The organism is Mesorhizobium sp. ORM8.1 (assembly GCF_053005525.2).
In genome coordinates, this window is the sequence record NZ_CM132600.1 from 1,247,250 (window position 1) to 1,261,062 (window position 13,813).

The 13,813-nt window shown below is 63.9% G+C and carries 14 protein-coding genes and 2 pseudogenes; 10 read left to right on the forward strand and 6 right to left on the reverse strand.

The features are described 5' to 3' along the window. Positions 1 to 30: 30 nt before the first annotated feature. On the reverse strand, positions 31 to 1,479 hold the full coding sequence (gene cysS / locus ACVDG8_RS06605) for a cysteine--tRNA ligase (RefSeq protein WP_447253994.1): 1,449 nt from the start codon (positions 1,477 to 1,479) through the stop codon (positions 31 to 33). A gap of 392 nt (positions 1,480 to 1,871) precedes the next feature. Here cysS and ACVDG8_RS06610 point away from each other — a divergent pair, with 392 nt between their 5' ends. Then, entirely contained in the window at positions 1,872 to 2,027 is a 156-nt protein-coding gene (locus ACVDG8_RS06610) for a hypothetical protein (RefSeq protein WP_447253995.1), read from the forward strand. 164 nt (positions 2,028 to 2,191) lie between these two features. Here ACVDG8_RS06610 and ACVDG8_RS06615 read toward each other — a convergent pair whose 3' ends face one another. Together ACVDG8_RS06615 and ACVDG8_RS06620 are read right to left on the reverse strand one after the other, a co-directional pair. After that, on the reverse strand, positions 2,192 to 2,695 hold the full coding sequence (locus ACVDG8_RS06615) for an SOS response-associated peptidase (RefSeq protein ID WP_455707599.1): 504 nt from the start codon (positions 2,693 to 2,695) through the stop codon (positions 2,192 to 2,194). 14 nt (positions 2,696 to 2,709) lie between these two features. Next, positions 2,710 to 2,952, reverse strand: a pseudogene (locus ACVDG8_RS06620) (SOS response-associated peptidase family protein); the annotation flags it as partial. Positions 2,953 to 3,074: 122 nt separating this feature from the next. Here ACVDG8_RS06620 and ACVDG8_RS06625 point away from each other — a divergent pair. The 4 genes from ACVDG8_RS06625 (at position 3,075) to ACVDG8_RS06640 (ending at position 5,588) form a co-directional block, all read left to right on the forward strand. Continuing rightward, positions 3,075 to 3,506 (forward strand): NUDIX hydrolase, encoded by a 432-nt coding sequence (locus ACVDG8_RS06625; protein ID WP_447253997.1) that lies wholly within the window; start codon positions 3,075 to 3,077, stop codon positions 3,504 to 3,506. A 36-nt stretch (positions 3,507 to 3,542) separates the two neighbouring features. Then, positions 3,543 to 3,920, forward strand: a complete 378-nt coding sequence (locus tag ACVDG8_RS06630) for a TIGR02301 family protein (protein WP_447253998.1) — start codon at positions 3,543 to 3,545, stop codon at positions 3,918 to 3,920. 347 nt (positions 3,921 to 4,267) lie between these two features. Continuing rightward, a complete protein-coding gene (locus tag ACVDG8_RS06635) occupies positions 4,268 to 4,525 on the forward strand; it encodes a hypothetical protein (protein WP_027164925.1) in 258 nt (85 codons plus the stop codon). A gap of 277 nt (positions 4,526 to 4,802) precedes the next feature. Then, positions 4,803 to 5,588, forward strand: a complete 786-nt coding sequence (locus tag ACVDG8_RS06640) for a hypothetical protein (protein WP_447253999.1) — start codon at positions 4,803 to 4,805, stop codon at positions 5,586 to 5,588. Here ACVDG8_RS06640 and ACVDG8_RS06645 read toward each other — a convergent pair. Next, positions 5,585 to 6,916 (reverse strand): dihydroorotase, encoded by a 1,332-nt coding sequence (locus tag ACVDG8_RS06645; RefSeq protein ID WP_447254000.1) that lies wholly within the window; start codon positions 6,914 to 6,916, stop codon positions 5,585 to 5,587. The genes ACVDG8_RS06640 and ACVDG8_RS06645 overlap by 4 nt on opposite strands. Before the next feature lie 83 nt (positions 6,917 to 6,999). Between ACVDG8_RS06645 and ygfZ the strand changes: the two genes are divergently transcribed. The 3 genes from ygfZ (at position 7,000) to ACVDG8_RS06660 (ending at position 10,780) form a co-directional block, all read left to right on the forward strand. Continuing rightward, positions 7,000 to 7,863 (forward strand): CAF17-like 4Fe-4S cluster assembly/insertion protein YgfZ, encoded by an 864-nt coding sequence (gene ygfZ / locus ACVDG8_RS06650; RefSeq protein ID WP_447254001.1) that lies wholly within the window; start codon positions 7,000 to 7,002, stop codon positions 7,861 to 7,863. Beyond that, a complete protein-coding gene (locus tag ACVDG8_RS06655; protein ID WP_447254002.1) occupies positions 7,863 to 8,504 on the forward strand; it encodes a hydrolase in 642 nt (213 codons plus the stop codon). Before ygfZ ends, ACVDG8_RS06655 begins: the two co-directional genes overlap by 1 nt. A 140-nt stretch (positions 8,505 to 8,644) precedes the next feature. Next, positions 8,645 to 10,780, forward strand: a complete 2,136-nt coding sequence (locus tag ACVDG8_RS06660) for a putative bifunctional diguanylate cyclase/phosphodiesterase (RefSeq protein WP_447254003.1) — start codon at positions 8,645 to 8,647, stop codon at positions 10,778 to 10,780. On the opposite strand, the gene ACVDG8_RS06665 is transcribed toward ACVDG8_RS06660, so the two are convergent. Next, positions 10,733 to 11,569, reverse strand: a complete 837-nt coding sequence (locus ACVDG8_RS06665) for an AraC family transcriptional regulator (protein ID WP_447254004.1) — start codon at positions 11,567 to 11,569, stop codon at positions 10,733 to 10,735. The genes ACVDG8_RS06660 and ACVDG8_RS06665 overlap by 48 nt on opposite strands. Before the next feature lie 89 nt (positions 11,570 to 11,658). Here ACVDG8_RS06665 and ACVDG8_RS06670 point away from each other — a divergent pair. Together ACVDG8_RS06670 and ACVDG8_RS06675 are read left to right on the forward strand one after the other, a co-directional pair. Further along, a pseudogene (locus ACVDG8_RS06670) lies at positions 11,659 to 12,531 on the forward strand (amidohydrolase); the annotation flags it as partial. 53 nt (positions 12,532 to 12,584) lie between these two features. Further along, positions 12,585 to 12,833, forward strand: coding sequence for a hypothetical protein (locus ACVDG8_RS06675; protein WP_447257250.1), 249 nt, complete (start codon positions 12,585 to 12,587; stop codon positions 12,831 to 12,833). Positions 12,834 to 12,839: 6 nt separating this feature from the next. Here the strand turns inward: ACVDG8_RS06675 and ACVDG8_RS06680 are convergent, their stop codons facing one another. Further along, a complete protein-coding gene (locus ACVDG8_RS06680; protein ID WP_447254005.1) occupies positions 12,840 to 13,757 on the reverse strand; it encodes a fatty acid desaturase family protein in 918 nt (305 codons plus the stop codon). Positions 13,758 to 13,813 lie beyond the last annotated feature (56 nt).

Here is a 13,813-nt window from a genome sequence, read left to right on the forward strand (position 1 = left end):
TCTCCAATCCTGCGGTCCGAGCAGCAACCCTCACCTCTTGATCTCCCAACTCGTCACGCGTTCGCCGGTAACCGGGTCCTTGCCGTCCTTCAGCTGCACGCCTTGCGCCAGGAGTTCGTCGCGAACCCGATCCGCCTCCGCCCAGTTCTTGGCCGCGATCAGCGCCAGGCGCTTGGCGATGGCCCTGGCGATCGCTGCCTCGTCCACCTGGGCGGCGCCGACGTCGAAGCCCAGGAAGGCCAGCGCTGCCTTCAGCGACGCCGCGGCGGCGTTCTCGCCTGAGCTGATATCACCGGCATCGCCGGCAAGCTGCGTCAGCCGCTGGAAGGCGGTGTAGGTGGCAAGGTCGTCCGACAGCGCCTCGACCACCTCGGCCGGGAGCTCATTGGCCGGCGCAGGTGCGAGATCCGCGGCGCGTTTCCATTTGCGCAGCGTGTTTTCCGCTTCCTCCAGCTTGCGCACGGAAAAATCGATCGGCTCGCGGTAATGCGTCATCAGCATTGCCAGCCGCAGCACCTCGCCCGGCCAGGCGCGGCCGCCGAAGGTCTCGGTCTCCAAGAGCTCGTGGATGGAGAAAAAATTGCCGAGGCTCTTCGACATCTTCTGGCCCTCGACTTGCAGGAAGCCGTTGTGCATCCAGACATTGGCCATGACCTTAGTGCCGTGGGCGCAGCGCGATTGGGCGATCTCATTCTCGTGGTGCGGGAAGATCAAATCGAGGCCACCGCCGTGGATGTCGAAGACCTCGCCCAGGTAGGCGGCCGACATCGCCGAGCATTCGATGTGCCAGCCCGGACGGCCCCTGCCCCATGGGCTTTCCCAGCCGGGCTCTTCCGGGCTCGACAGCTTCCACAGCACGAAGTCGCCTGGGCTCTTCTTGTGCGCGTCGACGGCGACGCGGGCGCCGGCCTGCTGCTCGTCGAGATTGCGCTTCGACAATTCGCCGTAATCCGGCATCGAGGCGGTGTCGAACAGCACCTCGCCGCCAGCGACATAGGCGTGGCCGCGCGCGATCAACTGCGAAATCAGCGACAGCATGTCGGCCTTGCCGTCGGCGCGGGGCGCGACGAATTCGGTGGCGCGCGGCTCGTAGGTCGGCTGCAGGCAGCCGAGCGCGGCGACATCCCGGTGATACTGGTCGGCGGTCTTTTCAGTGACCTTGCGGATGGCGTCGTTGAGCGACAGCTTTCCGGCCGCGATGTCGTCGCCGAAATCGCGCAGGGCGCGAGCGTTTATCTTGTCGTCGACGTCCGTGATGTTGCGCACATACGTGACACGCGTTTCGCCGTAGAGATGGCGCAACAGACGGAACAGCACGTCGAAGACGATCGCCGGCCGCGCGTTGCCGATATGGGCAAAGTCGTAGACGGTCGGGCCGCAGACATACATGCGCACGTTTTGCTGATCGATCGGAACGAAGCGCTCCTTCGTCCGCGTCAGCGTGTTGTAGAGATTGAGGCCCTTCGATGCGTCAGACATGCGGTCCCGGTCCTTGATTTGGGTTCACTGGAACCAGCTTTGCGCCGAAGGCACAAATCTGGCTCCAGCCTGCTGGCCGGGGCGTTTGTCCAATCTGGGGAAAGATGAGGCGAAAACGTCCGGACCAGCGCGAGGCTAGCCAATAATGCAAATGCCACAAATGGCGAAAGACGTTTTCATGGCCGGCTTTATCGCGCCCGCAGGTGTTGCCGTCAAGTCGCTCCACTTGGGAAAAATGTCGTTGGATCACAGGTAAAAACAGGCCGAAACATTTTATTAAACATGTCGGCACAGTGATGAAACATTCGCCGGCTAGACCGTCACCAAGTCACGATTTGGTCCGAATCGACCAGCAAACGCTCAACGCGGAAACGTTATCAGGGAAGAGAACAATGACACGCGGCAAGCAGGAACAGAACCGACAAGCGCAGCCCGCACTGGCCAACCACTACCGCGCGATCGGCCCGGCCGCGATTGTCGCTGCCCTTCTTCACACCGCCAAGAAGAAGAAGCCGGCGCAGAAGATCGTCTCGCCGCGCGCCGCCTGAAACGGCGCCACAGCTTTCGACAACGGAGGTGCCGGCGATGAGGGCGCCGCACAAGCGCCCTGGAGATGAAGGCCCCAATACTGCCTCTCGAGGCAAGCAGCCCTCGCTAAATGGTTTGACGCAATTCCGGGCGGAAAACCGTTCCACACTTTTCCTGGAATTGCTTAGAACAAGCTCATCTGGTTTTCGTCCGCGCCAGGCTTCTGGCGCCTGGCCTTTTCGGCCTGCGGCGAAACCATGCCCGGCTCCTGAACCTCAGGCCCGGTGTTGGCGACCTTGTTGACGAGGTCGCAAACCGCAATCGCCTCGAAGAAATCGGGCTCCACGGGCTTCAGCAGGTCGAGCACGTCGCGCGGCTCCTGCGTACGGCAATCCAGCCAGCGGGCGAAATCGCGCTCGTCGATGACCACCGGCATGCGGTCGTGGATATGAGCGATGCCGGCATTGGCCTGCGTGGTGATGATCGCACCGGTGTCCATCTCGGAACCGCCTGGCTCAGCATAGGTTTCGATCAGGCCGGCGAAGGCAACCACGCCGCCGCGCCGCGGCCGGATCCAATAAGGCTGGCCCTTGCCGCCACCCGACTGCTGCCATTCGTAGAAGCCGGAGGCCGGCACCAAGGCGCGGCGATGGCGCATCGCGGTCTTGAACGAGGCCTTTTCCAGCACGCCTTCGGAGCGGGCGTTGATGAGCAGCGGAAATTCCTGGTGTCCTTGACCCAGGACGGGATCAGGCCCCAGCGCACCAGCATCGCCTGGCGGTCCGGCAGGTTGGAGCCCGGCTCGCGCTGCGGCCCGGCAAGCGCCATCAGCACCGGCTGCGTCGGCGCGATGTTGTAGCGGGCCGGAAATTCCTCCAACTCCGCCAGGCCAAGAAAGGCGGCGGTCTGGTCCGGCGTCGCGGTCAGGGCAAATCGTCCGCACATGGGATCGGGCTCGTCGATTGATGTCTCGAGGAAAGTGGCGATAGAACCGCCGCATCGCAACGGCTAAAGCTTGATCGGGCCGATCGGTCCACAACAGGCTGCAGGAAACATCCGGCAAATCCATGGAACCACGCAAAATCATCCCCGCCGTTTCGGTCGCCGTCGTGCGCGGCGAGACGGTGCTTCTGGTCAAGCGCGCGCGGGCGCCATCGCAGGGCCTCTACGCCTATCCCGGCGGCAAGGTCGAAGCAGGCGAAACACTTGCCGTGGCGGCGGCGCGGGAATTGCTTGAGGAAACCGGGCTCGAGGCCACAAACTACCGACCGCTGCGCGATATCCATATCGACGGCAGCGGCGAAAACCATGCTGTCGACTATCTGCTGACGGTATTCGGCGCTGCCTATGCCGGCGGCGAGCCCGTGGCCAGCGACGATGCCGAGACGGCCGCTTTCTACACGCTGTCGGAAATGGCGACCATGCCGCTCGCGGGCGACGTGTTTTCGGTGGCCGAGGACTTGCTCGGGCCTGAGGCACTGGGACACGGTCGAAAATAGCCTTGTGGGCGGCGAATTGTTTGGTCACATAAGTCTATGAACCGCGCCTCGCCTCTTCTCGCCGCATGCCTTGCTGTCAGCATCGCTGTCGCGGCGCGTCCGGCGCGGGCCGCCGAGGCGCCGTTCGAGCCCGGGCTGATGCGGCTCGCCGAAGTGCTGGGCTCGCTGCATTTCCTGCGCAATCTCTGCGGCGAAAAGGGGGACCAGTGGCGCGGCGAGATGGAAAAGCTGCTCGAGTCGGAAAACCCCGATCCTGAGCGGCGCGCCCGCTTCATCGCTTCCTTCAATCGCGGCTACCGCTCCTTCAGCGGCACCTATACGCGGTGCACGCCTTCTGCGACCGAGGCCATTGGCCGCTACATGAAGGAAGGCGAGACGTTGTCGCGCGATATCGCTTCGCGTTACGGCAATTGACGCCGGGACTGCCGAAATCCGAGCGTTCCATGCAGTTTCTTGTGATAATTGGCGCCTAAGTGACGTGCCTTATTGTTTCCTGTGCCGCTCTGGTGCAATCATGTGTTGCACTTGTGCAACAGCGTTAATGAAACGTTAGCGCCCAATTGCGGAATTAACTCAAACTGAAGGTTTTAACCCCGCAGGCCGGCCTAATCGGCTAAGCTCGATCTCGATTGAGAGCAGTCTCGTTGCTTCGACCCTAAAAATGTCGTATTTACAAAGACTTAATCGAGACTGCGGACGAACTTACAGGTCAAGCCCGATCCATCCTCGCCGGATCGCCGCTGACAAAAGGTGGTAATCGCATGGAACATGGTGTCAGCGACATCGACGCGTTGGTCCGGGAAGAAAAGCGCCTGACCGCCGTGGAGAGCCACAGCGAAGCCTGGGCCGAGGGCCTGTCGGCGGGCATCGAGCCGGAAATCATCGCCGAAGCAGCGCTGGAAACCGCCTTCGGCGAAATGCTGCGCGCCAATGGCGAGACCTCGGCGCTCGCTTTGCTCGACCGGATGCGCGAAAAGGTGATCGCCGGCGCTTTCGAGCCGGAGCGGCTGAGGCACTAGCGCTCTTTCGACGCAATTACGGAAAACCCCTTTCACGCTTTCCCTGGAACTGCTCCGGCTGACTGTTTTTGGCAGCGGCTTTTGACGGCGACGCGCCGTTTGGGCATCATGACCATGCGCTCGGAACAATTCAGGGCGCCGGCTGAACCAGGGCAATTCAACATTTGGTAGAATCGCCGAATTGCTCTAGCCATTGTTTACGCAATTCCGGACGGAAAGCCGTTGCAGACTTCCTGGAATTGCTCTGGCGAGCCAGGGAACCATGGAGAGGCATGCGGTGAGATTTTCGATGTCAGGCCGGCCGCGCAAGCTGGCCCTCCGCATCTTGACCACCGCGTGCTGCCTGGCGTTTCCGCTTGCTCTATGCCTTGCCAGCACGCCTTCCTATGCGCTGAGCGAAATCCAGCGCGAGGACCTGCCTTCCCCGGCCACGCCGCCGGCCAACAGCGGCACCGCCGCGCCCGGAGCCGCCGTGCCGATGCCGCAGGCACCCGGCGCCAAGCCCTCGGACCAGCCGGCCGGCACCGATAAGACCGAGCCCGAAGCGCCGGCCAATGGCGGCATCACCAGCCCGCGTGCCGATCCGGACGCGCCGCCGCCGCCGGTCGTCTACGACCTCAGCACGCTTCCCGAGCCGGTCAAGCGTATGCACGGCCTGATCATCGAAGCCTGCAAGAGCGGCGACATCGAAAAGCTCAGGCCGCTGATCGGCAAGGGCGAATCCATGACGCAATTGTCGCTGGGCGACATCGACGGCGATCCGATCACTTTCCTCAAGGGCCTGTCCGGTGACAGCGACGGCCAGGAAATCCTCGCCATCCTGGAAGAAGTGCTTTCGGCCGGCTACGTCCATCTCGACACCGGCACGCCGCAGGAGCTTTATGTTTGGCCATATTTCTTCGCGCTGCCGCTCGACAAGCTCGACGCCAGACAGCGCGTCGAATTGTTCAAGCTGGTCACCGCCAGCGACTATGACGACATGAAGCAGTTCGGCGCCTATATCTTCTATCGCGTCGGCATCACACCGAGTGGCCAGTGGTTGTTTTTCGTGGCTGGGGATTAAGCCGGCAGCGTCTCGGAAAACTCCACCGCCCTGCCTTGGCCCGGCGTGGCGATCTCGCCTTCCCACATCACGCGTGTGCCGCGCACGATGGTGCCGACCGGCCAGCCGGTAATTTCCTTGCCGTCATAGGGCGTCCAGCCGGCTTTGGAGCCGGCCTGCGCGTTGGTGATGGTCTCGCGGCGCTTCATGTCGACAACGGTGAAGTCGGCGTCATAGCCGGCGGCGATGCGGCCTTTCCTGGCCATGCCGAAAATACGCTGCGGGCCGTGGCTGGAAAGGTCGACAAAGCGCTGCAAAGTGAGCCGGCCGGCATTGACGTGATCGAGCATGATCGGCACCAGGGTCTGCGCGCCGGTCATGCCCGACGGCGAGGCAGGATAGGGTTTCGCCTTCTCGGCCAGCGTGTGCGGCGCATGGTCGGAGCCCAGCACATCGACGATGCCTTGCGAAATGCCGTGCCAGACGCCGTCGCGGTGGCGCGATGCCCGCACCGGCGGGTTCATCTGGATCAGCGTGCCGAGGCGCGCATAATCGTCGGCCGTCAGCGTCAGGTGATGCGGCGTCGCCTCGCAGGTCGCGACATCCTTGTGCTGTTCGAGGAAGACGATTTCTTCCGCGGTCGAGATGTGCAGCACATGGATGCGCGCACGGGTTTGTCTGGCAATGCGCACCAGCCGCTCCGTACAGCGCAGTGCCGCGATCTCGTCGCGCCAGACCGGATGGGACGACGGATCGCCCTCGACACGCAGGCCGAGACGTTCGCGCAGCCGGAACTCGTCCTCCGAATGGAACGCCGAGCGGCGGCGCGTGTTGCGCAGGATCGAGGCGACGCCTTCGTCGTCCTCGACCAGAAGGTCGCCGGTGGATGAGCCCATGAACACTTTGATGCCAGCGGCACCCGGCAGGCGCTCCAGTTCGCCGACATCGCCGGCATTGTCGCGCGTGCCGCCAACCCAGAAGGCGAAGTCGCAATGCATGCGGCCCGTGGCGCGGCGCACCTTGTCGGCAAGAGCCGCCTCACTGGTGGTCAGCGGATTGGTGTTGGGCATCTCGAAGACGGCGGTGACGCCGCCCAGCACCGCCGCGCGCGACCCCGTCTCCAGGTCTTCCTTGTGCTCCAGCCCCGGCTCGCGGAAATGCACCTGGCTGTCGACGACGCCGGGCAGGATATGCAGGCCGGTGCAGTCGATGATCTCGCCGGCAGAAGCCTGGCCGAGATCGCCGATGACCGCGATGCGGCCGCCCTTGACGCCGACGTCCCGTTTTCCCTCGCCGTCATGGTTGACCACCGTGCCGCCTGTCAGGATGAGGTCGAAGGTGGTTGCCATGGGCAGGTCCAATCTCTTGCGGGGGGAGTGTGGCCGGCTTACGTAATGAGCGACCGTTTTGCAAGATCAGGCCCAATCCGCTCATGCCCTTTGCCCAGCCCGACAACCGCTCGCTCATTTCCGTTTCCGGCCCGGATGCCGAGCATTTTTTGCAGAACATCCTCACCACCGACCTCGATATACTGAAACCCGGCGAGGCTAAGCCCGGCGCGCTCTTGGCGCCACAAGGCAAGATCCTGTTCGATTTCCTGATCTCGCGTGCCGGCGATAACGGTTTCCGGTTGGAATGCCGGGGCGATATCGCCGACGATTTCGTGCGCCGGCTGATGCTTTACCGGCTAAGGGCCAAGGCCGACATTGCCAAGCAGGAACAGGCGCTTGTCACGGTCTCGTGGGAGGATGGGTCAACCGCCTCACTTTCTGATTCAAGTGCACTCGCCGACACGCGCTTCCGCGATGTCGCGGTCAAACGGTTTTATGGCGGCATCGCGCGGGACGGCGGTGACCTCGATGCCTGGCAGGCGCTGCGCATCGGCCACGGCATTGCGGAAAGCGATTTTGACTACCAGCTCGGCGACGCCTTTCCGCATGACGTGCTGCTCGACGAGACCGGTGGCGTCGGCTTCAAGAAGGGCTGCTATATCGGCCAGGAAGTGGTCTCACGCATGCAGCACCGCGGCACCGCGCGACGTCGCGTGCTGATCGCCGCCGCCGGCAGTCCCCTGCCTGCCTTCGGCACCGAACTGACCGTTGCCGGCCGGCCGGTCGGTGCGCTCGGCTCGGTCAGCGGCAAGACAGGTCTTGCGATTGTCCGTATCGATCGCGTCAAGGCCGCCGTCGATGCCGGCGAGACGATCATGGCCGGCGAGGTCCCGATCACGCTCGCTATCCCCGCCTGGGCGAAGTTCTCATTCCCGCAGGACGCGGTCAGCGCGGAGGAGGCCTGATGGCCGCCGACCGGGTCGGCGCGCCGCCGCGCGCCTGGCAGCGTATGCTGTCGGGCCGGCGGCTCGACCTGCTCGACCCCTCGCCGCTCGATATCGAGATTGCCGACATCGCCCACGGCCTTGCCCGCGTCGCCCGCTGGAACGGCCAGACCAGCGGTGATCATGCTTTTTCGGTCGCGCAGCATTCGCTGCTGGTCGAAGCGCTCTATAGCGAATTGGTACCCGCCGCTGGAGCCGAGGCGCGGCTGGCCGCCCTGCTGCACGACGCGCCGGAATATGTCATCGGCGACATGATCTCGCCGTTCAAATCGGTGATGGGCGGCTCCTACAAGGACTGCGAACTGCGCTTGCAGCGCGCCATCCATCTGCGTTTCTCGCTGCCGTCCGAGCTCGACGCTAGCTTGCGCCGGGACATCAAGCGTGCCGACCAGATCGCCGCCTATTACGAGGCGACGCTGCTTGCCGGCTTCTCGACGGCGGAGGCGACGGAGTTCTTCGGCCGGCCGCGCGGCTTTTCCGCCGACCGTTTCGATTTCACGCCGCGTTCGGTGACCTGGGCGCAGGCGGCTTTCCTGAAGCGTTTCAAGACGCTGGAGACGTCGCGGCAGCGTCTCGCGCTTCCGGTGCAATCGGCTGATTGAAAGAACGCTAAATTAACCCGCGAGCACGACAGTACCGTGTTCAGTCACGGTTCGCAGGCGCGCCCATGCCCGTCGCTCATATGAAGGCTGCTTCGACCGCAAGGAGGCGGAGAGCGGCCAGCGTTGGCCCGGCGCGACGGATGGCTGACGAACTGCGCGCCCAGAACGAGCGCTTTTCCGCCGCTGTCGAGAACATGTCGCACGGGCTGTGCATGTTCGACGCCAATGAGCGGATGATCATCTGCAACCGCAATTACATCGACACCTTTTGCCTTGATGCCAAAGTGGTGAAGCCGGGCATCGCCTTCTTCGACATCCTGCGGCACAGCGCCGATATCGGCATCGCCTCGCAGAGCGCCGAGGAACTCTACGCCATCCGCAAGCCCTATATCGACGGTGCGAAGGCCTCGACCTACGAAGAAACCCTGTCGGACGGGCGCATCATCGTCATCTCGCACCGGCCGCTGGCTTCCGGCGGCTGGGTTTCGATCTATGAGGACGAGACCGCGCAGCGGCGCGCCGAGGCGGAGCTGAAGGAGCAGCACCGGCTTTTCGACGCAGCTCTGGCCAACATGTCGCAAGGCCTGCTGATGTATGGCGCGGAAGGGCGGCTGATCGTGCGCAACCAGCGCTTTCTGGATCTGTGCAAGGCAAAAGCCGCCGATTTCGCGCTCGGCATGACACATCGCCAGATGCTGGAAAAGCTCGTCCGCCGCGGCATCTTCGTGGCCATCGACATCGATGCCGAGGTGGCAAGGACAAAGGCGCTTCTTGAAGCCGGCCAATCCCGTTCGAGCTATCGCGACCTGGTCGATGGCCGCACGCTGTTCGTTTCGCGCCAGCCGCTTACCGGCGGCGGCTGGGTGGCGACCTTCGAGGACGTCACCGAGCGCCGGCGCACCGAAGAGCGCATGACGCATCTTGCGCATCACGACACGCTGACGAACCTGCCCAATCGCTCGATGTTCCGTGACCGGCTCGACCAGGCTCTGGGTGAAACCAGCGTCGCGCCGATGGCGATCTTCTCGGTCGATCTCGATCGCTTCAAAGCCGTCAACGACACGTTCGGGCACCCGGCCGGAGACTGGCTGCTGAAATGCGTGGCCGAGCGGCTGCAGCGTTGCCTGCACGGCGAAAAGGACATGGTGGCGCGTTTCGGCGGCGACGAATTCGCCATCGTCCAGTTCGACATCAAAAGCATGACCGATGCCGAAAAGCTGGCCAAGCGCGTCATCGACGTCGTCGGCAAGCCCTATCGCGACAAAGGCCGCGAAATGCATGTCGGCGTCAGCCTCGGCATCGCGCTCTATCCCGGCGACGGCGCGGATGCCGACACGCTGCTGACCAATGCCGACCTTGCGCTCTACCGGGGCAAGAGCGAGGGGCGCAATGTCTATCGCTTCTTCGAACCGGACATGGACGCCATGGTGCGCGAGCGCCGCGCGCTCGAAACCGACCTCGAGGCAGCCTTGTCGCGGCGCGAGTTCGAGCTCGACTTCCAGCCGATCCTTGGCATCGCCTCCGGCGGCATCGTCGGCGCCGAGGCCTTGATGCGCTGGCGCTCGCTATCACGCGGCCTGGTGCCGCCACAGGATTTCATCGCCGCGGCAGAGGAGACGGGGCTGATCGTGCAGCTCGGCGATTGGGCCTTGCGCAAGGCCTGCAGCGTGGCCGCGAGCTGGCCCCACGACGTCCGCATCGCCGTCAACGTCTCGCCAGCGCAGGTCAAGAGCGGCGGCTTTGCGCGCAGCGTGATCTCGGCGCTTGCCCATTCCGGCCTGGCGGCCGGCCGGCTGGAGCTGGAAATCACCGAAACGGTGATGATGGACGAAAGCGATACGGTGCTGAAAACGCTCGGCCAGTTGCGCGGGCTCGGCGTGCGTATCGCGCTCGACGATTTCGGCACCGGCTATTCCTCGCTCGGCTATCTCAGGCGCTTCCCGGTCGACAAGATCAAGATCGACCGCTCCTTCATCCATGACCTCGACAGGCGCGATACGGCTGCGATCGTGCGCACGGTGATCGGGCTCGGCGCCGAGCTCGGCATCACCGTCACCGCTGAAGGCGTCGAGAGCGAAGCGCAGCTCGATATGCTGCGCAAGGCCGGCTGTGGCGAAGCGCAAGGCTATCTGGTCGGCGAACCGGCGGGAGCGGCCGAGATCAACCGTCTATTGAACGCGACCGCGGCACGGCGCCGGTCAGGGGAGTGCGGCGCTAGACTAGTGCCGTCAGGCGCCGGCGCGCCGGAACATGCCCGGAGTCATCCCGTGCGTTGAGCGGAAAATGCGTGAAAGATGGCTCTGGTCCGAGAAGCCAGCGGCAAAGGCGGCGTCCGCGAGACTTGCGCCTTGCTGGATCAACAGGCTGGCGCGGCGCTGCCTGCGGTCGCGGATGAAGGCGGCGGGCGTCAGGCCGAGCACCTGCTTGAAATCCCGGATCACCTGGAAGCGCGTCACGCCGGCGGCCTGGCCGAGCCGCCGCAAGTCGAGATCGAGGCTCAGATTGTCCTCGATAACCTGTTCGTAGATCGAGAGCCTGCCCTGCGAGCCGAAGGTCTCGACCGCCTCGCGCCGCCGGCCGCCCCAATCGCCATGGCGCAGGATGAGCTTGCGCAAGGCGATCAGCATCGACGTTTCAGCGCTTGTCGCATCCGCGGACGCCGAGCCATGGTGCGCGGCGGCGACCGCCTGGACGATATCGGCATCGTCGACGATCGCCTGGGAAAACAGCGGCGCGCGATCCTGCCCGAGTTCTTCCGCGATTGAACCCATAAGGGCTGCCGAAGGATAGAAGGTACGATAGGCCCAACCCTGGTCGGCGCCGGCTTCGCCGTCATGCCACACGTCCGGATTGACGAGGAGGACCTTGCCCGACGGCGCGACGACGCTTTCGTTGGCGATGCGCACACGCTCGCAGCCCTGCGTGATCAGCGCGACGACATAGGTCGGATGTGTGTGCAGGTCGTAACGATGCCGCGTGAAGCGCGCCTTCAGCATGCCAAGATCGCGAAAGCGCGGGTGGCGCCAGAACTGCGTCGTCTCCTGTGGCTGTTGAACTCCCGACACGGTCAATCCTGTTCAAGACGCTGCCGACGCAAGTCCCTAGATTTGGCCCCGACAAAGGCCAATTTACGACGGCCGGCAAGGAGTTCGCAATGCTGCACAACGACCCCATAGCCGCCCTCACCCCGCAGGTGGTGGCATGGCGGCATCATATCCACGCCAATCCCGAGCTCGGTTTCTCCGAACACGAGACCGCACGCTTCGTTGCCGACAAGCTCAACGCCTTCGGGCTCGATGAAGTCCATGAAGGCATCGGCGGCACCGGCGTCGTCGGTGTGCTCAAGGGCCGGCCGGGCACACGCGCCATTGGGCTCAGGGCCGAGCTCGACGCCTTGCCTGTCCTGGAGAAGACGGGACTGCCATACGCGTCGAAAAAGGACGGCGTGATGCATGCCTGCGGCCATGACGGCCACACCGCGATGCTGCTCGGCGCAGCCAAGCTGCTGGCCGACGCCAGAGCCTTCGACGGCACCGTCTACTTCATCTTCCAGCCGGCCGAGGAGAATGAAGGCGGCAGCATGCGCATGATCGAGGACGGGCTCTTCGAGCGCTTCCCGATGGAGGCCGTCTTTGCCGTCCACAACTGGCCTGGACTGCCGTTTGGCACGATCGCGGCCCGCGCCGGCGCGATGATGGCGGCTGTCGACAATTTCGAGCTCAGTTTTGAGGGAACCGGCGCGCATGCCGCCATGCCGCAGCTTGGCGACGACCCTATCCTTGCCGCCGGCGCTTTCATCCAGGCCGTGCAGCGTGTCGTCAGCCGCTCGGTCGATCCGCAGACGGCGCTGGTCGTCTCGATCACGCAGATCCATGGCGGCAATGTCGGCAACATCGTGCCCGGCAAGGTCTGGCTGCAGGGGACCTGCCGTTTCTTCGAGCCGGCTCTTTCGGACCATTGCGAAAGGCTGATCGGCGACATCGCGAACGGCATTGCCTCGGCACATGGCCTGGCCTGCAAGCTTGCTTACAAAAAGGCTATCCGCCGCTGGTCAACACAGCGGCCGCGACAGAGCAGGCTATGCAAGCCGCGGCCGCCGTCGTCGGCCGCGAGCAGGTCGAGACGGCGTTCAACCCAAGCCTCGGCTGCGAGGACTTTGCCTACATGGTTCGCGAAGCGGGTGGTTGTTATGCCTGGGTCGGCGCCGGCGCCGTCGGGCCAGGCGAAGGGCTGCACGGCGATCGCTATGTCTTCAACGACGCCATCGTTCCGACCGTGCTCCGCTATTTCGTCACGCTCGCCGAGCAGACGCTGGCGAGGACAGACTGAAGGCCGTCAGCGCAGCGTCTCGATGTATTTTTCGTGGAAGCTGACATAGCCGGGCTCGACCACCTTGAGGTGCCGTTCGATCAACTGGTGGAAGGCCGGCAATTGGTGGAACGGCACGCCGGGATAGGCGTGGTGCTCGGCGTGATAGGGCATGTTCCAGGCCAGCTTGCGCACCAGCCAGTTGGTCAGCGTCGTCCTGGTGTTTTCCAGCATGTTGGCGACGAAGGGGCAGCGGCCGTGCTCGGCAAGCAGATAGAGCCGTAGGAAGGGCTGGCCGAGCAGTGCCGGCACGATCCAGACATAGAGCAGCACAGAAGCCTTGAACCAGACGGCAAGCGCCAGCAGGACGACATAGAAGGCGATCATCGCCCGCGCTTCGGCCTTGACCTTGGGCAGCCCCTTGGGCGGCACATAGCCATCGCGGCAGCCGCCTGTCGCATTGGTGTAGAGCGTCATCAAATGGCCCCGCCACACCGGCAGGCCGGAGACGTGGATGATGTATTGCCGCATCGTCTCTGGCTTCGGGAAGGCGAGCTCCGGATCGTTCTCGGGATCCTGGGTGAAGCGGTGGTGGGCGAAGTGGAAGTAGCGGAACCAGTCGGCGGGCAGCGCGATCGCCAGGCTGCAGAGCCGCGACACGGCATCGTTGAGCCACTGGGTTTCAAAGGCTGTCCTGTGCACCGTCTCGTGCAGCACTGTGAACAGGAAGACGATCAGGATGCCTTGCGGCAGCATCAGCACCGGCCAATACGACACCTTGGCCGCGATCAGCCCGCCAAGAACAATAATCGCGCCGAAATGCAGGCCGAACTGGATGACGCCCGGCCCATCCGACTTGCCGGTCAATCGGCTGCGCTGCTCATTGGTCAGCGAGGCGATGATTTGACGGTGGTCGACGGTTTCGTGGTGATCGATCGTGCTCATGGAAAAGCTGTACTCCAAAAAGAAACCTTTCGAAAAACGAGGATTTCTGCAAAATA